Source organism: Nonomuraea sp. NPDC049141 (genome assembly GCF_040648415.1).
Taxonomy (GTDB): Bacteria; Actinomycetota; Actinomycetes; order Streptosporangiales; family Streptosporangiaceae; genus Nonomuraea.
Genome location: NZ_JBEZDR010000013.1, coordinates 67688 through 87205 on the forward strand (window position 1 = coordinate 67688; position 19518 = coordinate 87205).

The 19518-nt window shown below is 70.3% G+C and carries 14 protein-coding genes; 12 read left to right on the forward strand and 2 right to left on the reverse strand.

All coding sequences use genetic code 11. The annotated features are described in order from the left end of the window. Positions 1-6: 6 nt before the first annotated feature. From AB0B91_RS35600 to AB0B91_RS35615, 4 genes are read left to right on the forward strand one after another with little or no spacing between them, the layout of a single operon-like run. Positions 7-1092 carry an S-(hydroxymethyl)mycothiol dehydrogenase gene (locus tag AB0B91_RS35600; protein ID WP_358329105.1) on the forward strand — a complete coding sequence of 362 codons (1086 nt, stop codon included), beginning with the start codon at positions 7-9 and terminating at the stop codon, positions 1090-1092. After that, the gene (locus AB0B91_RS35605; protein WP_358329108.1) at positions 1092-1715 is read left to right on the forward strand and encodes an MBL fold metallo-hydrolase; all 624 of its coding nucleotides are present in this window, start codon (positions 1092-1094) and stop codon (positions 1713-1715) included. Before AB0B91_RS35600 ends, AB0B91_RS35605 begins: the two co-directional genes overlap by 1 nt. Positions 1716-1744: 29 nt before the next feature. Further along, the gene (locus tag AB0B91_RS35610; RefSeq protein WP_358329111.1) at positions 1745-2860 is read left to right on the forward strand and encodes an aromatic ring-hydroxylating dioxygenase subunit alpha; all 1116 of its coding nucleotides are present in this window, start codon (positions 1745-1747) and stop codon (positions 2858-2860) included. After that, entirely contained in the window at positions 2860-5112 is a 2253-nt protein-coding gene (locus AB0B91_RS35615) for an FdhF/YdeP family oxidoreductase (RefSeq protein ID WP_358329114.1), read from the forward strand. The genes AB0B91_RS35610 and AB0B91_RS35615 overlap by 1 nt, the downstream gene beginning before the upstream one ends. Here AB0B91_RS35615 and AB0B91_RS35620 read toward each other — a convergent pair. Beyond that, on the reverse strand, positions 5078-5857 hold the full coding sequence (locus AB0B91_RS35620) for an IclR family transcriptional regulator (protein WP_358329116.1): 780 nt from the start codon (positions 5855-5857) through the stop codon (positions 5078-5080). The genes AB0B91_RS35615 and AB0B91_RS35620 overlap by 35 nt on opposite strands. A 127-nt stretch (positions 5858-5984) precedes the next feature. Here AB0B91_RS35620 and betA point away from each other — a divergent pair, with 127 nt between their 5' ends. Further along, the gene (betA, locus tag AB0B91_RS35625; protein WP_358329119.1) at positions 5985-7622 is read left to right on the forward strand and encodes a choline dehydrogenase; all 1638 of its coding nucleotides are present in this window, start codon (positions 5985-5987) and stop codon (positions 7620-7622) included. A 76-nt stretch (positions 7623-7698) separates the two neighbouring features. On the opposite strand, the gene purU is transcribed toward betA, so the two are convergent. Continuing rightward, entirely contained in the window at positions 7699-8562 is an 864-nt protein-coding gene (gene purU / locus AB0B91_RS35630) for a formyltetrahydrofolate deformylase (RefSeq protein ID WP_358329122.1), read from the reverse strand. A gap of 214 nt (positions 8563-8776) precedes the next feature. On the opposite strand from purU, the gene AB0B91_RS35635 reads away from it, so the two are divergent. From AB0B91_RS35635 to AB0B91_RS35665, 7 genes are all read left to right on the forward strand, one after another. Continuing rightward, complete coding sequence (locus tag AB0B91_RS35635; protein WP_358329125.1) at positions 8777-10237, forward strand: aldehyde dehydrogenase family protein; 1461 nt, start codon at positions 8777-8779, stop codon at positions 10235-10237. A 24-nt stretch (positions 10238-10261) separates the two neighbouring features. Continuing rightward, complete coding sequence (locus AB0B91_RS35640; protein WP_358329127.1) at positions 10262-11323, forward strand: glycine betaine/L-proline ABC transporter ATP-binding protein; 1062 nt, start codon at positions 10262-10264, stop codon at positions 11321-11323. Then, positions 11320-13380 carry an ABC transporter permease subunit gene (locus AB0B91_RS35645; protein WP_358329129.1) on the forward strand — a complete coding sequence of 687 codons (2061 nt, stop codon included), beginning with the start codon at positions 11320-11322 and terminating at the stop codon, positions 13378-13380. The genes AB0B91_RS35640 and AB0B91_RS35645 overlap by 4 nt, the downstream gene beginning before the upstream one ends. A gap of 46 nt (positions 13381-13426) precedes the next feature. Next, positions 13427-14413: an ABC transporter substrate-binding protein gene (locus AB0B91_RS35650; protein ID WP_358329132.1), complete on the forward strand. Its 987-nt coding sequence runs from the start codon at positions 13427-13429 to the stop codon at positions 14411-14413. Between the two features lie 202 nt (positions 14414-14615). After that, positions 14616-17018 carry an FAD-dependent oxidoreductase gene (locus AB0B91_RS35655; RefSeq protein ID WP_358329134.1) on the forward strand — a complete coding sequence of 801 codons (2403 nt, stop codon included), beginning with the start codon at positions 14616-14618 and terminating at the stop codon, positions 17016-17018. Positions 17019-17031: 13 nt separating this feature from the next. Continuing rightward, positions 17032-18288 (forward strand): serine hydroxymethyltransferase, encoded by a 1257-nt coding sequence (gene glyA / locus AB0B91_RS35660; RefSeq protein WP_358329137.1) that lies wholly within the window; start codon positions 17032-17034, stop codon positions 18286-18288. Next, positions 18285-19517 carry a sarcosine oxidase subunit beta family protein gene (locus AB0B91_RS35665; protein WP_358329139.1) on the forward strand — a complete coding sequence of 411 codons (1233 nt, stop codon included), beginning with the start codon at positions 18285-18287 and terminating at the stop codon, positions 19515-19517. The genes glyA and AB0B91_RS35665 overlap by 4 nt, the downstream gene beginning before the upstream one ends. Position 19518 lies beyond the last annotated feature (1 nt).

Below are 19518 nucleotides of genomic sequence, written 5' to 3' on the forward strand. Positions count from 1 at the left end.
TGAATCATGGCTCATGAAGTACGCGGCGTGGTCGCGATGGGCAAGGGCAAGCCGGTCAGCCTGGAGACGATCCTCGTGCCGGACCCGGGGCCCGGCGAGGCGCTGGTCAAGGTGCAGGCCTGCGGGGTCTGCCACACCGATCTGCACTATCGCGAGGGCGGCATCAACGACGACTTCCCGTTCCTGCTCGGCCACGAGGCCGCCGGAGTGGTCGAGGCCGTCGGCCCCGATGTCAGCGACGTGGCGCCCGGCGATTTCGTGATCCTCAACTGGCGGGCGGTGTGCGGGTCCTGCCGGTCCTGCTTGAGGGGCCGCCCGCAGTACTGCTTCGCCACCCACAACGCCACCCAGAAGATGACCCTGGCCGACGGCACGCCGCTCAGCCCCGCGCTCGGTATCGGCGCGTTCGCCGACAAGACGCTGGTGGCCGCGGGGCAGTGCACCAAGGTCGACCCGGCCGCCTCCCCGGCCGCCGCCGGGCTGCTCGGCTGCGGCGTGATGGCCGGGCTGGGTGCCGCCGTGAACACCGGCGCGGTCGGCCGCGGCGACTCGGTCGCGGTCATCGGCTGCGGCGGCGTCGGCAACGCGGCGATCGCCGGAGCGCGGCTGGCCGGCGCCACGACGATCATCGCCGTCGACGTGGACGACCGGAAGCTCGACTGGGCGCGCGGCATCGGCGCGACCCACACCGTGAACGCCGGGCAGACCGACCCCGTCGAGCGGATCAGGGAGCTCACCGGCGGCTTCGGCGCCGACGTGGTGATCGACGCCGTGGGCCGGCCGGAGACGTTCAAGCAGGCGTTCTACGCCCGGGACCTGGCCGGGACCGCCGTCCTCGTGGGCGTGCCCACCCCGGAGATGACGCTGGAGCTGCCGCTGCTCGACGTGTTCGGCCGCGGCGGCGCGCTGAAGTCGAGCTGGTACGGCGACTGCCTGCCGAGCCGCGACTTCCCCACGCTCATCTCCCTCTACCTCCAGGGCCGCTTCGACCTCGACGCGTTCGTCACCGAGACCATCGGGCTGGACGACGTCGAGGACGCCTTCACCAAGATGCACCACGGCGAGGTACTTCGCTCTGTGGTGGTGCTGTGATGCGGATCGAGCGCCTGGTCACCTCGGGCACGTTCAGCCTGGACGGCGGGACGTGGGAGGTCGACAACAACGTCTGGCTGCTGGGTGACGACGACCAGGTCCTCGTGATCGACGCGGCGCACGACGCCGAGGCGATCGCGCGGGCCGTGGGCGATCGCCGGGTGGCCGGGATCGTGTGCACGCACGCCCACGACGACCACGTGAACGCCGCCCCCGAACTGGCCGCGCGCACCGGGGCGCCGGTGCTCCTGCACCCGGACGACGAGCCGCTGTGGAAGCTCGCGCACCCCGGCGCGGTGCCGGACCGGACGCTGGAGAACGGGCAGATCCTCCGGATCGGCGACTCGGCCGTGCACGTCCTGCACACCCCCGGGCACGCCCCGGGAGCGGTGTGCCTGTACGTGCCCGAGCACGGCGTACTGTTCTCCGGTGACACCCTCTTCCAGGGCGGACCGGGAGCCACGGGCAGGTCGTACAGCGACTTCCCCACGATCATCGCGTCGATCAGCCGGTCCCTGCTCACGCTGCCCCCGGAGACGGTGGTGCACACGGGGCACGGCGACGACACCAGCATCGGAGCCGAGGCTCCGCAGCTCGAGGACTGGATCCGCCGAGGACACTGACCCGGCCCGTTACACAGAGGAGTAGTCCTGTGACCACTTCAACCACCTCCAGCGTGATCCCCACCCTCCCGGGCCGCTACTACACCGATCCGGAGATCTTCGCGCTGGAGCAGCGGAACATCTTCGAGACGATGTGGTTCTGCGCGGTGCGCTCGTCCGACCTGCCCAAGCCGGGTGCCTTCAAGACGGTGCAGGTCGGCACCGAGAGCATGCTCATCAGCCGGGCACGCGACGGGTCGGTCCGCGCCTTCTTCAACGTCTGCCGGCACCGGGGCGCCACCTTGCGCACGGAGGAGTCGGGCGAGGTCAAGCGGTCCTTCCAGTGCCCGTATCACGCGTGGACCTACGACCTCGACGGCAAGCTGATCGCGGCGCCCAACCTGACCAAGATGGCCGACCTGGACCGGGTGCGGTACGGGCTGGTCAAGGCGCATGTGCGCGAGTGGCTCGGCTACGTGTGGATCTGCCTGGCCGACGAGCCGCCGCCGTTCGAGCGGGACGTGCAGGGCGCGGTGGCCGAGCGGCTGGGCGCGCTGGACCTGATCGACAACTACGACGTGGCCGGACTGTCGGTGGGCCGGCGGATCGTCTACGACGTCAAGGCCAACTGGAAGCTCATCGTCGAGAACTTCATGGAGTGCTACCACTGCGCCACGATCCACCCCGAGCTGACCGAGGTGCTGCCCGAGTTCGCCGACGGGTTCGCCGCCCAGTACTTCGTCGGCCACGGCGCGGAGTTCGGCGAGCGGATCGAGGGCTTCACCGTCGACGGCTCGGCCGGGCTCAGCCGCATCCCGGGCGTGACCGAGGACCAGGACCGGCGCTACTACGCCATCACCATCAAGCCACAGGTCTTCATCAACCTGGTGCCCGATCACGTGATCCTGCACCGCATGTTCCCGCTCGCGGTCGATCGCACGGTGGTCGAATGCGACTGGCTCTACCTGCCCGACGTGGTGGCCGCGGGCAAGGACCTGGACAAGTCGGTCGAGCTCTTCCACCGGGTCAACGAGCAGGACTTCGACGCCTGCGAGCGCTGCCAGCCCGCCATGAGCTCGCGTACGTACCGCGATGGCGGCGTGCTGGTGCCCAGCGAGCACCACATCGGCGCCTTCCACGAGTGGGTCCAGGACCGGATCGGCTGATGGGGACGGGCGAGAACGAAGACGAAGGGCTGAGGGTCGGCCCGCCCAAGGAGTGGGCGGGCGGGCTGCCCGCCGTGGGGCACGCGCTGGAGATCGCCCATCGCGAGATGGGCGCCGCTCGCACCGTGCGCACGCTGCTGCGGGTCAACCAGAAGGACGGCTTCGACTGTCCCGGCTGCGCCTGGCCCGAGGGCGAGCACCGCAGCCCCGCCGAGTTCTGTGAGAACGGCGCGAAGGCCGTCGCCGAGGAGGCCACCACGCGCCGGGTCGGGCGGGAGTTCTTCGCCGCGCGCCCGGTGGCGGACCTGGCCGTCCGCAGCGACCACTGGCTCGGCGGGCAGGGCCGGCTGACCGAGCCGATGCACAAGCCGCCCGGCGCGGAGCACTACCAGCCGATCACCTGGTCGCGGGCGTTCGAGATCATCGCCAGGGAGTTGCGCGCCCTCGACAGCCCCGACGAGGCCGTCTTCTACACCTCCGGCCGCACCTCCAACGAGGCGGCCTTCGCCTACCAGCTCCTCGTGCGCAGACTGGGCACCAACAACCTGCCCGACTGCTCCAACATGTGCCACGAGTCCAGCGGGTCGGCCCTGACCGAGACGCTCGGAATCGGCAAGGGCACGGTGTCGCTGGAGGACCTGCACCGGGCCGAGCTCATCTTCGTGGTGGGCCAGAACCCCGGCACCAACCATCCCCGCATGCTCACCGCGCTGGAGCGGGCCAAGCGCGGCGGGGCGCGGATCATCGCGGTCAACCCACTGCCCGAGGCGGGCCTGCTGCGCTTCAAGAACCCGCAGCGCCCTTCCGGGGCGGGCCGCGGCACCGCGCTCGCCGACCGGTTCCTGCAGATCCGGCTCAACGGCGACATGGCGCTGTTCCAGGCGCTGTCCCTCCTCCTTCTCGACAGCGCCGACCGGGCCTTCATCGACGAGCACACGTACGGGTTCGAGGCGTGGGAGAAGCAGCTGCGCGCGCTCGACTGGGAGAAGGTCCGCCAGGCGACCGGCCTGACCCGGGCGGAGCTGGAGGAGACGGCGCGCGAGGTCCGTACGGCCCGCTCGGTCGTCGTCTGCTGGGCCATGGGCCTCACCCAGCACCGCAACTCCGTGGCGACGATCAGGGAGGTGGTCAACTTCCTGCTGCTGCGCGGCAACGTCGGCCGGAGCGGGGCGGGCGTGTGCCCGGTGCGCGGCCACTCGAACGTGCAGGGCGACCGGACGATGGGCATCTACGAGAAGCCGGCCGCGGCCTTTCTCGACGCGCTGCGCGCGGAGTTCGGGTTCGAGCCGCCCCGCCGCCACGGGCTCGACACGGTCGACGCGATCCGTGCCATGCGTGACGGGGCCGCCAAGGTCTTCTTCGGCATGGGCGGCAACTTCGTCCGGGCCACGCCCGACAGCGACGTGACGGAGGCCGCGCTGCGCCGTACCAGGCTGACCGTGCAGGTGTCCACCAAGCTGAACCGCTCCCACGCGGTGTGCGGCGAGGAGGCGCTGATCCTGCCGGTGCTCGGGCGCACCGAGCGCGATCCCGGCGGCTACGTGACCGTCGAGGACTCGATGGGGCTCGTCCACGCCTCCCGGGGCAGGCTCAAGCCCGGCTCCCCGGACCTGCTGCCGGAGGTGGCCGTGGTCAGCCGGCTGGCGCGCGAGCTCTTCCCCGACGACCCGCACGTGCCGTGGGCGGAGTTCGAGCGCGACTACGGCGCGATCAGGGACCGCATCGCGCGGGTCGTCCCCGGTTTCGAGGACTTCAACGCGCGGGCGCCCGCCGGGTTCGCGCTGCCCAACGCGCCGAGGGACGAGCGCCGCTTCCCGACCGCGACGGGCAAGGCCAACTTCACCGTCAACGAGCTGGAGGTGCTGCGGGTGCCTCCCGGCCGGCTGCTGCTGCAGACCGTCCGCAGCCACGACCAGTACAACACGACGATCTACGGGCTCGACGACCGCTACCGAGGGGTCAAGGCGGGCCGCCGGGTGATCTTCGTTCACCCGGACGACCTCGCCGAGCGCGAGCTGGCCGACGGCGACCTGGTGGACCTGGTCAGCGAGTGGCCCGACGGCGAGCGCACGGCCGGGGGGTTCAGAGTGATCGCCTACCCCACGGCCCGAGGCTGCTGCGCGGCCTACTTCCCGGAGACGAACGTGCTGGTGCCACTCGACTCGGTGGCCGAGACGTCCAACACCCCGACCTCGAAGAGCGTGGTGATCCGGCTGCTCAGGACCGGTCCGCGTAGCCCAGCCGGCGGCTGATCTCGTCGGCTCCGCTGATGAGCATGGGGGCGAGTTCGTGGATGCGCTCGACGGTGAAGCGGTAGGCCGGCCCCGAGACGCTGACCGCGGCCACGACCTCGCCGTGATAGGAGCGGATGGGCGCGGCCATGGCGTTCAGTCCCTCTTCGAGCTCCTCCAGGCAGTAGGCGTAGCCCGTCTCCCGCGTCCGCGCGAGCTGCAGCTCCAGCGCGTCGGCGTCGACCATCGTCTTGGGGGTGAAGCTCTCCAGCTCGCCGTCCGACAGCAGCCGGGCGCGTTCGCCGTCGTCCAGGTAGGCGAGCAGCACCTTGCCGCTGGACGTGGCGTGCAGCGGGGTGATCTGGCCGACCCAGTTGTAGGTGGTGATCGTCGAGGGGCCGCGCACCTGGTCGAGGTTGACCGCGTGGGCGGAGCGGAGCACGGCGATGTTCACCGTCTCGCCGATCTCCCCGGCCAGCTCCTGGCAGATCGGCCGGGCCCGCCCGGTGATGTCCATCTGCGTGCTGACCCCGCCGGCCAGCCGGATGATGCCGAAGCCCAGACGGTATTTGCCGCGATCCTCGGCCTGCTCGACCAGGCCGCGGGCCTCGAGCGCGCCGAGCAGCCGGAAGGCCGTCGACTTGTGCACGTCGATCTCGGCGGCTACCTCGCTCACGCCGGCCTCGCCGCGCTGGGAGAGGATCTCCAGCACGCTGATCGCTCTGTCGACTGACTGTACGCCTCCACTGCCCGAATCGTTGCTCATAGCGAAACTGTAAGTGCTACGGGGAACTCCGTCGATCTGCCAGGCAAAAAGATCTGTTGTTGCGACTAGTGAAACGCGATGCGTATAGCGCTACGATTTGGTGAAACGTGTGATGAGACGAGGCACTATGACGCCACAGCAGTACGACTTCGTCATCGTCGGCGGCGGCTCGGCGGGGTGCGCCCTGGCGAACCGGCTCTCCGCGGACCCCGCTACGCAGGTGCTGGTCCTGGAGGCCGGCCGGCCGGACTATCCGTGGGACGTGTTCATCCACATGCCCGCGGCTCTGCCCTTTCCCTGCGGCAACCGTTTCTATGACTGGCGCTACGAGTCCGAGCCGGAGCCGTACATGCACGGCAGGCGGATCCACCACGCCCGCGGGAAGGTGCTCGGCGGCTCCAGCAGCATCAACGGCATGATCTTCCAGCGCGGCAACCCCCTCGACTACGAGCGCTGGGGCGCCGACCCGGGAATGAAGAGCTGGGACTACGCGCACTGCCTGCCGTACTTCAAGCGGATGGAGAACTGCCTGGCCGACCCCGGCACCCCCTTCCGCGGCCACGACGGGCCGCTGGCGCTGGAGCGCGGGGCCGCGAGCAGCCCTCTGTTCGGGGCGTTCTTCGAGGCCGTCCAGCAGGCCGGCTACCCGCTCACGGACGACGTCAACGGCTACCGCCAGGAGGGCTTCGCCCGCTTCGACCGCAACATCCGGTGCGGCCGGCGGCTCAGCGCCGCGCGGGCCTACCTGCACCCGGTGCTGAAGCGCCCGAACCTCACGGTCAAGACCCGGGCGTTCGTGAGGAGGATCCTCTTCGAGGGCACGCGAGCGGTCGGGGTGGAGTACGACGGCGGCACCGTACGCGCCAAGGAGGTCATCCTCTCCGGCGGCGCCATCAACTCGCCCCAGTTGCTGCAGTTGTCCGGCGTCGGCAACGCGGGGGAGCTGGCCGCCCTCGGCGTCGACGTGGTGCACGACCTGCCGGGCGTCGGCGAGAACCTGCAGGACCACCTCGAGGTCTACATCCAGCACGGCTGCGCCCAGCCGGTCACCATGCAGCCGAACCTGCAGAAGTGGCGCCATCCCTGGATCGGCGCCCAGTGGCTGTTCGCGCGCAGTGGGCCGGGGGCGACCAACCACTTCGAGGCGGGCGGCTTCGTGCGGTCCAACGACGACGTCGACTACCCCAACCTGATGTTCCACTTCCTGCCCATCGCCGTGCGCTACGACGGCTCGGCGCCGGCGGCCGGGCACGGGTACCAGGTGCACGTCGGGCCGATGTACTCCGACGCCCGCGGTTCGGTCAAGATCAAGAGTGTCGACCCGCGGCAGCACCCCGCCCTGCGGTTCAACTACCTGTCCACAGAGCAGGACCGGCGGGAGTGGGTGGAGGCCATCAGGGTGACCCGCGCCATTCTCGGCGCGCCCGCCCTGGCCAAGTTCAGCACCGGAGAGCTGTCACCCGGGCCGTCCGTCGAGACCGACGAGGAGATCCTGGACTGGGTCGCCAAGGACGCCGAGACGGCTCTGCACCCCTCGTGCACGGCCCGGATGGGCACCGACGAGCTGTCGGTGGTCGACCCGGAGACCATGCGCGTGCACGGCCTGGAGGGGCTGCGCGTGGTGGACGCCTCGGCCATGCCCTACGTGACCAACGGCAACATCTACGCGCCGGTCATGATGCTGGCGGAGAAGGCGGCCGACCTGATCCTCGGCAACACCCCGCTCCCGGCCGAGACGACCGAGTTCTACCGGCACCGCGCGTGAGGAGAGGCGGCGCGGCCCCCGCCGGCAGGTAAAGGGGCCGCGCGCCCCTCACGCGCGGCCCCTCATGTGCGGCTCCTCAGCGGAAGACGACCGTGCGGTCGCCGTTGAGCAGCACGCGCTGCTCGCTGTGCCACTTCACGGCCCGGGCGAGCACCTGGGCCTCGACGTCGCGGCCCGCCGCGATCAGGTCCTCGGGGTCCAGCTCGTGGTCCACCCTGGCCACGTCCTGCTCGATGATCGGCCCCTCGTCGAGGTCGGCCGTGACGTAGTGCGCGGTCGCGCCGATGAGCTTCACCCCGCGCTCGTGCGCCTGGTGGTACGGCTTGGCGCCCTTGAACCCCGGCAGGAACGAGTGGTGGATGTTGATGGCCCGGCCTTCGAGCCGCTTGCACATGTCGTCCGACAGGACCTGCATGTAGCGGGCGAGCACCACCAGGTCCGCCTCGTACTCCGCCACCAGTTCCAGCACCCTGGCCTCGGCCTCGGCCTTGCTCTGGGGCGTGACCGGCACGTGGTGGAAGGGCACGCCGTAGGAGGCGGCCAGCGGTTCGAGGTCGGGGTGGTTGGAGACGATCGCGGGGATGTCGATGTTCAGCCCGCCCACCTGGCGGCGGAAGAGCAGGTCGTTCACGCAGTGGGCGAACTTCGACACCATGATGAGCGACCTGGTGGGGGTCGCGGCGTCCTTGAGCTGCCAGGTCATCTGGAAGGACTCGGCGACGTAGGTGAAGCCGGCGCGCAGCTCCTCCAGCCCGTGCTGGGCCGCGAAGTGCACGCGCATGAAGAAACCGCCGCCCTGGCGGTCGTTGAACTGCTTGCTCTGCAGCATGTTGCCGCCGTGCTGCACCAGGAAGCTGGTCACGGCGTACACGATGCCCGGCTTGTCGGAGCAGGAGACCGTGAGGATGAACTCGCGTCCAGGATCGGGCCTGGGAGACATCACACCTCCTAGTGTTGCGTATAGCGCAAAGCGGTGATGTATGCGCAACAGAGTGAGGTCTGGAGGCCGTTCAGTCAAGAGAGCCTGCGGAAATCACGTGGCAAGGATTCCGGATGTGATTTCGGCCACCCCTTGACTTATCCGAGTAAGCCCGTCAATGCTGTTCCCCACTAAGCATTGTCTTGCGCGATACGCAACGATCAGGGGTGTGCCGATGATCGATCTCTACATCGGCGGCACGTGGACCAAGCCGGCCGACGGTGGACGACGCGACATCCGCTGCCCTGCCGACGGCAGCCTCGTCACCACGGTCGCGGAGGCTACCGCGGCCGACACGGTGGCCGCGATCCTGGCGGCCCGGCACGCCTTCGACCGGGGCGAGTGGCCCGGCACGCCGGCTCGCGAGCGCGGCGCGCTGCTGTATCGGGTGGCCGAGCTGCTGGAGCGGGACAAAGCGGTCTTCGCCCACGCGGAGTCGTCCGACACCGGCAAGCGGCTCGTGGAGAGCGAGTACGACGTCGACGACTCCGTGGCGAGCCTGCGCTACTTCGCCGGCGTCGCCGGCACCGACGCCGGGCGGGTGATCGACACCGGCCGTGACGACGCGATCAGCCGGGTCGTCTATGAGCCGGTCGGCGTATGCGGCCTGATCACGCCGTGGAACTACCCCTTGCTGCAGGCGACGTGGAAGGTGGCGCCCGCGCTCGCCGCGGGCAACACCTTCGTGCTCAAGCCGAGCGAGCTGACCCCGAGCACCGCGATCCTGCTGATCCGCGCGCTGGAGGAGGCGGGCCTGCCGGCGGGCGTCGCCAACCTCGTGCTCGGCGCCGGACCGGCCGCGGGCGCGCCGCTCGCCGAGCACCCTGACGTGGACCTGGTCTCCTTCACCGGCGGCGCGGCCACCGGGCGGCGGATCATGGCCGCGGCGGCCGCCACGGTCAAGCGGGTCGCGCTGGAGCTCGGCGGCAAGAACCCCAACATCGTCTTCGCCGACGCCGACTTCGACACGGCGGTGGACTTCGCGCTCACGGCCGTCTTCCTGCACTCCGGGCAGGTGTGCTCGGCCGGCGCCCGGCTCCTGGTGGAGGACTCGCTGCACGACTCGTTCGTGGACGAGGTCGTACGGCGGGCCGAGTCGATCCGCCTCGGCGGCCCCTTCGACCCGGAGGCCCAGACCGGTCCGCTCATCTCCGCCGCGCACCTGGCCAAGGTGGAGGAGTACGTGGCGGCCGGGCTCGCCGAGGGCGCCGTGCTGCGCTGCGGTGGCCACCGGCCGGCCGGTGACGGCTTCTACTACCGGCCGACCGTGCTCGACGCGTGCAAGCAGGGCATGCGGGTGGTGCGCGAGGAGTCGTTCGGCCCCGTGCTGACCGTGGAGCGCTTCACCACCGAGGACGAGGCCGTCAGCCTCGCCAACGACACCGAGTACGGCCTGGCGGGCGCCGTGTGGACCCAGGACGCCGGCAAGGCGCAGCGGGTCGCGGGGCGGCTGCGGCACGGCACGGTATGGATCAACGACTACCACCCCTACGTCCCGCAGGCCGAATGGGGTGGCTTCAAACAGTCGGGTATCGGCCGCGAGCTCGGACCGACCGGCCTGGACGAATATCGCGAGATCAAACATGTGTGGCAGAACACCCGTCCGCGACCCCAGCGGTGGTTCCCAGCGAACTGACGCTCCGACGACCAAGAGGTGGTCATGACTGTGCCGTCAGTGGCCGAACGTAGTGCGCCCGACATCGACGCCCCTCCCATCCTCGCCGTGCGCGGCCTGTGGAAGGTGTTCGGCCCCAAGGCCGAGAGCGTCGTCGGCAGCACGCTCACCCGCGACGAGCTCAAGCAGCAGAGCGGCTGCGTCGCCGCCGTCCGCGACGTCTCCTTCGAGGTGCGGCGGGGCGAGGTGTTCGTCGTCATGGGCCTGTCCGGTTCGGGCAAGTCCACCCTGGTCCGCTGCCTGACCCGGCTGATCGAACCCACGGCGGGCGAGATCCTGCTGGACGGCGAGGACGTGCGCAAGGCCGACGACCGCAGCCTGCGCGAGCTGCGCAGGCACCGCATGGCCATGGTCTTCCAGCACTTCGGGCTGCTGCCGCACCGGTGCGTCCTGCACAACGTCGCCTTCGGGCTGGAGATCCGCGGGGTCTCCAAGCGGGAGCGCTACACGCGGGCCCGCGAGGTGATCGAGCTCGTCGGCCTCGACGGCTTCGAGGACTCCTACCCCGACCAGCTCTCCGGCGGCATGCAGCAGCGGGTGGGCCTGGCGCGGGCGCTCGCGGCCGACCCCGAGGTGCTCCTGTTCGACGAGCCGTTCTCCGCGCTGGACCCGCTGATCCGGCGCGAGATGCAGAACGAGGTCATCCGGCTGCACCACGAGGTCGGCAAGACCATGATCTTCATCACCCACGATCTCAGCGAGGCGCTCAAGCTGGGCGACCGGATCCTCATCATGCGCGACGGCGAGCTCGTCCAGGTGGGCACGCCCGACCAGGTGGTGGGCGCGCCGGCCGACGACTACGTCAGAGACTTCGTCAGTGACATCCCGCGCTCGCACGTGCTGACACTCCGCTGGATCATGCGCCCGGCCCGGCCCGACGACCCGCTCGACGGTCCCGCGCTCGGTCCCGACGTGGTCATCAGGGACGCCGTGCACGCCGTGCTCTCGGCCGAGCGGCCGGTGCGCGTGATGGACGGGGAGACGCTGCTCGGCGTGGTCACCAGCGCGGAGATCCTCGAAGTGATCGCCGGAGGGCCGCAGGCATGACCGGGCGCGGTGACATCATCAAGAGCCGCGGCGCCGTGGCCATGAAACCGGCGAAGGAGGGCACGCTGTCCGTGGTGGCGTCGCGGGTGGCCGCCAGGCTGCCGGCCCGCGGCTACCTGGTCGTGGCGACGCTCGCGGTGTGGGTGCTGGGCTGGGCATTGCTGCGCGGGCGGGACACGCTGGCGCTCGGCGGCGCGGAGCTGACCCCGCTGCACGGCGGGCTGAACACCGGCATGGACGCCATCGACGACAGCCGCAACAGCAACCCGTTCTTCCTCTACTTCATCAACTACATCCGGCTCTTCATCGACGAGGCCGTGCGGTTCGTCCAGGCCCTGATCAGCCAGCCGTCCTTCGACCGGCCGGTGCCGGTGCTCGGCTGGCTCGGCGTGACCGGCCTGGCGACCGCCGTCGCCCTGCTGTACGGCAACAGGAAAGTGGCGCTGCTCACCGCCGCCGGATTCCTCTCCTTCGGCGTCCTGGGCCTCTGGCAGGAGAGCATGGACACGCTGGCGCTCACGCTGACCGCCGTGGTGCTGTCGCTGGCCGTGGGCATCCCGCTCGGGGTGTGGGCCGGGCTGAGCGAGCGGTTCAACCGGCTGGTGACGCCGGTGCTGGACTTCATGCAGACCATGCCGACCTTCGTCTACCTGGCGCCGCTCACGCTGTTCTTCCTGATCGGCCCGGCCAGCGCGACGGTCGCCACGATGGTCTACGCGATCCCGCCGGCCATCCGGATCACCTCGCTCGGTATCCGGCAGGTCTCACCCGAGACGCTGGAGGCCGGCGCCTCGCTGGGTGCCACGCCCGCGCAGGCGCTGAGGCTCGTACGGCTCCCCATGGCCAAGCAGACGATCATCGTCGGGGTGAACCAGACCATCATGGCCGCCCTGTCCATGGCCACCATCGCGGCGCTCATCGACGCCCCCGGCCTGGGGCAGACGGTCCTGAAGGCGCTGCAGACGCTCGATGTGGGCACCGCGTTCAACGCCGGGCTGGCCATCGTCATCATGGCCGTGGTGCTCGACCGGGTGACCTCGGCGGCCAGCCGCCGCGTGGAGGTCGCGCGCCGGGCCGGGCGGCTGCGCACCGTGCGGGGGCGCCGCGTCGAGGTGGCGGGCGTGCTCGGGATCGCCGCCGTGCTCGGCTACCTGTCCTACACCTACATCTGGGCGGCGGAGTTCCCCGCCGACGCCAACCTCGGCTCGTACGTACGCCGCGCGGCCGACGCCGCGAGCATGTGGGTGCAGGACAGTCTGGTCACCTACACGAACGCGCTGAAGAACCTGCTCACCAACGGGCTGCTCAACCCCTTCGAGAAGCTGCTGACGGGCTCGCCCTGGTGGCTGGTCGCCGCCGTGGCCGTGGCCGTCGTCCTGCTGGTGGGCAGCGTGCGGGCCGCGCTGGTCACCACGACCGGGCTGCTGCTGCTGGTGCTGCTCGGGCTCTGGCAGGACGGCATGGTCACGCTGGCCTCGACGCTCGTCGCGACGGTCCTGGTCATGCTGCTGGGCGTGGTCGTCGGGGTGTGGATGGGCCGCAGCGACCGGGTCGACACCCTGCTGCGCCCCGTGCTGGACGCCGGCCAGACCATGCCGGCCTTCGTCTACCTGGTGCCCATCCTCGGCCTGTTCGGGCCGACGCGGTTCACCGCGATCATCGCGGCCGTGGTGTTCGCCGCGCCGGTCGCGATCAAGCTGGTCGCGGAGGGCATCAGGGGGGTTTCGGCCACCACCGTCGAGGCGGCGACCTCGGCGGGGGCCAGCACCTGGCAGCTCATCTCCAAGGTGCAGCTGCCGATGGCCCGCGCCGCCGTGACCCTGGCGACGAGCCAGGGGCTGATCTACGTGCTCTCCATGGTGGTCGTCGGCGGTCTGGTCGGCGCGGGAGCGCTCGGCTACGACGTCGTCGCCGGGTTCTCGCAGCACCAGCTGCGAGGCAAGGGGCTGGCCGCCGGGCTCGCGATCGTCGTGCTCGGCATCGTGCTCGACCGCGTGACGCGGGCCGCCACCGAGCGGGCGGACGCCGCCGCGCACGGCGGGCTTCATCAGAGATGAACGTTTACCGGCCGGTTCAGGCCGGCGGAACTTACAGGAGGACCAGGTGTCAGTAACCAGGAGTGGAAAGGTCCGGGCCGTCGTGTTCGTGACCGGCGCCGGCCTCCTGCTCACCGCGTGCGGAGGGGCTAAGGTCGGGCAGGTCGAGACTGCCGCGAGCAGCAGTGCCGGCGGTGCGAAGAGCTGCGGAACCGTCAATCTCGCGGTGAACCCGTGGGTGGGCTACGAGGCCAACGCGGCGGTGATCGCGCAGGTGGCCGAGAAACAGCTCGGTTGCAAGGTGGTCAAGAAGGACCTGAAGGAGGAGGTTGCCTGGCAGGGCTTCGCCACCGGTGAGGTCGACGCCGTCGTGGAGAACTGGGCCCACGACGATCTCAAGAAGAAGTACATCGATGACCAGAAGGTCGCCGTGTCAGCAGGGCCGACCGGCAACAAGGGCGTCATCGGCTGGTACGTGGCGCCGTGGATGGCCAAGAAGTACCCGGACATCACCGACTGGAAGAACCTCAACAAGTACGCCTCGCTGTTCAAGACCTCCGAGTCCGACGGCAAGGGCCAGTTCCTCGACGGCGACCCGTCGTTCGTCACCAACGACGCCGCGCTGGTGAAGAACCTCAAGCTCGACTACAAGGTCGTGTACGCGGGCAGCGAGACCGCGCTCATCACCGCCTTCCGCCAGTCGGAGAAACAACAGCAGCCGATCCTCGGCTACTTCTACGAGCCGCAGTGGTTCCTGTCGGAGCTCAGGCTGGTCAAGGTCAACCTGCCTGCCTACACCAAGGGCTGCGACACCGACGCGGCCAAGGTGGCGTGCGACTATCCGCCGTACGAGCTGGACAAGATCGTGAGCAAGAAGTTCGCCGACTCCGGCAGTCCCGCGTACACGCTGGTCAAGAACTTCACCTGGACGAACGACGACCAGAACCTCGTGGCCAAGTACATCGCCGAGGACAAGATGACGGCCGATGAGGCGGCCGCCAAGTGGGTGGCCGACAACCCCGACAAGGTCAAGGCCTGGCTGCCCGCCGGCTGAGATCCGCATGCGCCCGGCCCGGTCGACGTTCGGCGACCGGGCCGGGCGCATGCGTGTCCGGGGGTGGCGGGCGGCCAGATTCGGCGGCCGTGCAAACCGTAGGGAATAAGGCGCAACGCACTCTTGACACCCCGAACGCGGCGAGCGACGCTTGTTGCGGAAAGTGCGCTTGGTTGCATATTAGGCAACAACGGAGGTGGCTATGACGGGCCCGAGCGTCGTCATCATCGGCGCGGGTGTGGTCGGCGCGGCTCTGGCCGACGAGCTGTCCGCCCGCGGCTGGACCGGCGTCACGGTCGTCGATCAGGGAGACGTGCCCGCCACCGGCGGCTCCTCCTCCCATGCTCCAGGTCTGGTGTTCCAGATCAACGGATCGAAGACCATGACCGAGATGGCCCGCTACACCATCGAGAAGTTCGTCGAGCTGGACAGCTTCCTCCAGGTGGGCGGGCTCGAGGTGGCCACCACCCCCGAGCGGCTCGCCGAGCTGCGGCGCCGCCACGGCTGGGCCACCTCCTGGGGGATCGAGGCCCACCTGCTCTCGCCGGAGGAGAGCGTGGCCAAGCACTCCCTCCTCGACCGCGACAAAGTGCTCGGCGGCCTGTTCATCCCCACCGACGGGCTGGCCAAGGCGGTCAAGGCGGTCGACGCGCAGCTCGCGCGGGCACAGGAGCGCGGCGTACGGGTGCTCGGCAGGCACGAGGTGCTGGACATCAGGAGTGAGGACGGCCGGGTCAGCGCGGTGGTGACCGACCAGGGCGAGATCCCCGCCGACATCGTGGTGTGCTGCGCCGGGATCTGGGGCCCGCGGGTCGCCCGCATGGTCGGCATGGAGCTGCCGCTCACCCCGCTCGCGCACCAGCTCGCCTGGACCGGGCAGGTGCCCGACCTGGCGGGTCAGACCGTCGAGGCGTCCCGGCCGATCCTCCGCCACCAGGACGCCGACCTGTACTACCGCGAGCGCTACGACACGCTCGGCATCGGCTACTACGGTCACCGGCCCATGCCGATCAACTCCGACGACATCCTGTCCGTCGATGCCGCCGAGGTGATGCCGTCCGTGCTCACCTTCACCCCCGACGACTTCGCCGAAGCCTGGACGCAGACCCGGGACCTGCTCCCGTCCACCCGCTCCGCCAAGGTGGAGGACGGCATCAACGGGCTGTTCTCGTTCACCACCGACCACCTGCCGCTGATGGGCGAGTCCCGCGAGGTCGAGGGCTTCTGGGTGGCCGAGGCCGTCTGGGTCACCCACTCCGCCGGAGTCGGCCGGGCGATGGCCGAATGGCTCGTCGACGGCCACTGCACGACGTTCGACCTGCATGAGTGCGACGTCAACCGGTTCGAGCCGCACCAGCTCGCGCCCGACTACGTGCTGGCCCGCGGCTGCCAGAACTACGTCGAGGTCTACGACATCCTCCACCCGCTCCAGCCGATGGAGGACCCCCGCCCGCTGCGTACCAGCCCGTTCCACCCCCGGCAGCGGGAGCTTCGCGCGACCTTCCTGGAGGCGTCGGGCTGGGAACGCCCGCAGTGGTACGACGCCAACGCCCCGCTGCTGGAGGGCCGCGACATCCCCACGCCGGGAGACTGGGCGGCGCGTTACTGGTCGCCCATCGTCGGCGCGGAGGCTCAGGCCACCCGCGAGAGCGTCGCCATGTACGACATGACCGCGCTCAAGCGCCTGGAGGTCAGCGGCCCGGGAGCCGTCGCCTTCCTGCAGCGTCTCACCACCGGCAACGTCGACAAGTCTGTCGGCTCCGTGACGTACTGCCTGCTGCTCAACGCCGACGGCGGCATCCGCAGCGACGTCACCGTGGCCCGCCTCGGCCCGCAGGAGTTCCAGGTCGGTGCCAACGGCAACCTCGACCTTGACTGGTTCGACCGGCACCGGCCCGCCGACGTGTACCTCCGCGACCTCACCCCGGGGACCTGCTGCATCGGCCTCTGGGGGCCCAGGGCCCGCGACCTCGTCCAGCCGCTGGCCACCGCCGACCTGACCGCGCTGCGCTACTTCCGCGGCACCCGCGCCCACCTCGGCAACGTGCCGGTCACCATGCTCCGCCTGTCCTACGTCGGCGAGCTCGGCTGGGAGATCTACACCACCGCGGACATGGGCCTCAAGCTGTGGGACACCCTGTGGGAGGCCGGCCAGGACCATGGCGTCATCGCCGCCGGCCGGGGCGCCTTCACCAGCCTGCGCCTGGAGAAGGGCTACCGCTCCTTCGGCACCGACATGACCTTCGAGCACGACCCGTACGAGGCGGGCGTGGGGTTCGCCGTCAAGCTGGACAAGGGCGACTTCATCGGCCGCGAGGCGCTGCTCGCCCGCAAGGAGTCGGTCGGCCGCCGCCTCACCTGCCTGCTCACCGACGAGGTCGTCATGGGCAGGGAGCCGGTGTACGACGGCGAGCGGCCGGTCGGTTACGTCACCAGCGCCGCCTACGGATACACGATCGGCAGAGGGATCGCCTACGCGTGGCTGCCCGCCTCGCTCGCGAACCCCGGCCAGACCGTCCACGTCGGCTACTTCGACCGGCGGGTGGCCGCCGTCGTGGCCGAGGAGCCCTTGTTCGACCCGGCGATGACCCGGCTGCGCGGTTAGGAGAGGACATCAGATGATCGACACCCCACTGGACGTGGTAGATCCGGAGGTTCACGCCGCCATCGGCGCGGAGCTGGCCCGGCAGCGATCGACGCTGGAGATGATCGCCTCGGAGAACTTCGCGCCCGTGGCCGTCATGGCCGCCCAGGGCTCGGTGCTCACCAACAAGTACGCCGAAGGCTACCCGGGCAGGCGTTACTACGGCGGCTGCGAGCATGTCGACGTGATCGAGCGGCTCGCCATCGACCGGGTGCGGGCGCTGTTCGGCGCCGAGGCGGCCAACGTGCAGCCCCACTCGGGCGCGCAGGCCAACGCCGCGGCCATGGCGGCCCTGCTGGAGCCGGGCGACACCATTCTCGGCCTCGACCTGGCCCACGGCGGCCACCTCACGCACGGCATGCGCATCAACTTCTCCGGCCGGCTCTACAACGTGGTCGCCTACCACGTGCGCGAGAGCGACCACCTGGTGGACATGGAGGAGGTCGAGCGGCTGGCCCGCGAGCACCGGCCGAAGCTCGTCATCGCCGGCTGGTCGGCCTATCCCCGTCAGCTCGACTTCGCGGCCTTCCGCCGGATCGCCGACGAGGTGGGCGCCTACCTCATGGTCGACATGGCGCACTTCGCCGGCCTGGTGGCGGCGGGTCTGCACCCCTCGCCCGTGCCGCATGCCCACGTGGTCACCACGACCACGCACAAGACCCTCGGCGGCCCGCGCGGCGGGGTCATCCTGTCCATCGCGGACCTCAGCAAGAAGATCAACTCGGCCGTGTTCCCCGGTCAGCAGGGTGGGCCGCTGGAGCACGTCATCGCGGCCAAGGCCGTCGCGTTCAAGGTCGCGGCCGAGGAGGCGTTCCGCGACCGGCAGCGGCGCACGCTGGAGGGCGCGCGCATCCTCGCCGACCGGTTGCTCGCTCCCGACGCGGTGGCCGCCGGGGTCAGGGTGCTCACCGGCGGCACCGACGTACACCTCGTGCTGGTCGATCTGCGCGACTCCGAGCTGGACGGCAAGCAGGCCGAGGACCGGCTGCACACGGCGGGCATCACGGTGAACCGCAACGCCGTGCCCTTCGACCCGCGCCCGCCCATGGTCACCTCCGGGCTGCGGATCGGCACGCCCGCCCTGGCGACGCGCGGGTTCGGCGCGGCGGACTTCACGGAGGTCGCCGACATCATCGCGAGCGCCCTGACACCGGACGCCGACCTGGCGTTCCTGCGCGGCAGGGTCGAGGCCCTCGCCGGCAAGCACCCGCTCTATGGAGAGGTCCGATGACCCCGCGGCCCCCCGGAGCAGACCTGCCCGAGCACCCCGACCGGCTGTGGAGCGCAGCCGAGCCGAAAGCCTCCTACGACGTGGTGATCGTCGGCGGGGGCGGCCACGGCCTCGCCACCGCCTACTATCTGGCCAAGAACCACGGCATCACCAACGTCGCGGTCTTGGAGCGAGGCTGGCTGGCCGGCGGCAACATGGCGCGCAACACCACCATCATCCGCTCCAACTACCTGTGGGACGAGAGCGCGGGCATCTACGAGCACGCGCTCAAGCTCTGGGAGGGCTTGGAGGAGGAGCTCGACTACCCGCTGCTGTTCAGCCAGCGCGGCGTGCTCAACCTCGCGCACAGCCTGCAGGACGTGCGTGACAGCGTCCGCCGGGTGGAGGCGAACCGGCTCAACGGCGTGGACGCGGAATGGCTGGACCCCCAGCAGGTCAAGGAGGTCTGCCCGATCGTCAACATCTCGCCCGACGTGCGCTATCCGGTGCTGGGGGCCACCTTCCAGCCCCGCGCGGGCATCGCCAAGCACGACTACGTCGCGTGGGGGCTGGCCCGGGCGGCCGCGGCGCTCGGGGTCGACTTCATCGAGCACTGCGAGGTTACGGGGCTGCGGGTGAGCGACGGCCGGGTCACCGGCGTGGACACCACCCGCGGCACGATCTCGGCGGGCCGGGTGGCGCTGTGCGCGGCCGGGCACAGCTCGATCGTCGCCGCCACCGCCGGCATCGACCTGCCGCTGCAGAGCCATCCGCTGCAGGCGCTGGTCTCCGAGCTGCTGGAGCCCGTGCACCCGACGGTCGTCATGTCCAACGCCGTCCACGTGTACGTCAGCCAGGCGCACAAAGGCGAGCTGGTGATGGGGGCGGGCATCGACGCGGCCAACTCCTACCGCCAGCGCGGCGCCTTCCACATCATCGAGCGGCAGATGGCCGCGGCGCTGGAGCTGTTCCCGATCTTCGCCAGGGCGCACGTGCTGCGGACCTGGGGCGGCGTCGTGGACGTCTCGCCGGACGCCTCGCCGATCGTCGGGCTGACCCCGGTCGGCGGCCTCTACCTCAACTGCGGGTGGGGCACCGGCGGCTTCAAGGCCACCCCCGGCGTGGGCTGGTGTTTCGCCCACACGGTGGCCAACGACGAGCCGCACCCGCTCAACGCTCCCTTCTCCCTTGACCGATTCGTCACCGGGGCGCTCGTCGACGAGCACGGTGCCGCCGCGGTCGCCCACTGAG

What these genes read in the sequence shown, in the direction of transcription:
- AB0B91_RS35600 (WP_358329105.1), top strand. Translation starts at nt 7, where the DNA reads ATGGCTCATGAAGTACGCGGCGTGGTCGCGATGGGCAAGGGCAAGCCG.
- AB0B91_RS35605 (WP_358329108.1), top strand. Translation starts at nt 1,092, where the DNA reads ATGCGGATCGAGCGCCTGGTCACCTCGGGCACGTTCAGCCTGGACGGC.
- AB0B91_RS35615 (WP_358329114.1), top strand. Translation starts at nt 2,860, where the DNA reads ATGGGGACGGGCGAGAACGAAGACGAAGGGCTGAGGGTCGGCCCGCCC.
- AB0B91_RS35620 (WP_358329116.1), bottom strand. Translation starts at nt 5,857, where the DNA reads ATGAGCAACGATTCGGGCAGTGGAGGCGTACAGTCAGTCGACAGAGCG.
- betA (WP_358329119.1), top strand. Translation starts at nt 5,985, where the DNA reads ATGACGCCACAGCAGTACGACTTCGTCATCGTCGGCGGCGGCTCGGCG.
- purU (WP_358329122.1), bottom strand. Translation starts at nt 8,562, where the DNA reads ATGTCTCCCAGGCCCGATCCTGGACGCGAGTTCATCCTCACGGTCTCC.
- AB0B91_RS35635 (WP_358329125.1), top strand. Translation starts at nt 8,777, where the DNA reads ATGATCGATCTCTACATCGGCGGCACGTGGACCAAGCCGGCCGACGGT.
- AB0B91_RS35640 (WP_358329127.1), top strand. Translation starts at nt 10,262, where the DNA reads ATGACTGTGCCGTCAGTGGCCGAACGTAGTGCGCCCGACATCGACGCC.
- AB0B91_RS35645 (WP_358329129.1), top strand. Translation starts at nt 11,320, where the DNA reads ATGACCGGGCGCGGTGACATCATCAAGAGCCGCGGCGCCGTGGCCATG.
- AB0B91_RS35655 (WP_358329134.1), top strand. Translation starts at nt 14,616, where the DNA reads ATGACGGGCCCGAGCGTCGTCATCATCGGCGCGGGTGTGGTCGGCGCG.
- glyA (WP_358329137.1), top strand. Translation starts at nt 17,032, where the DNA reads ATGATCGACACCCCACTGGACGTGGTAGATCCGGAGGTTCACGCCGCC.
- AB0B91_RS35665 (WP_358329139.1), top strand. Translation starts at nt 18,285, where the DNA reads ATGACCCCGCGGCCCCCCGGAGCAGACCTGCCCGAGCACCCCGACCGG.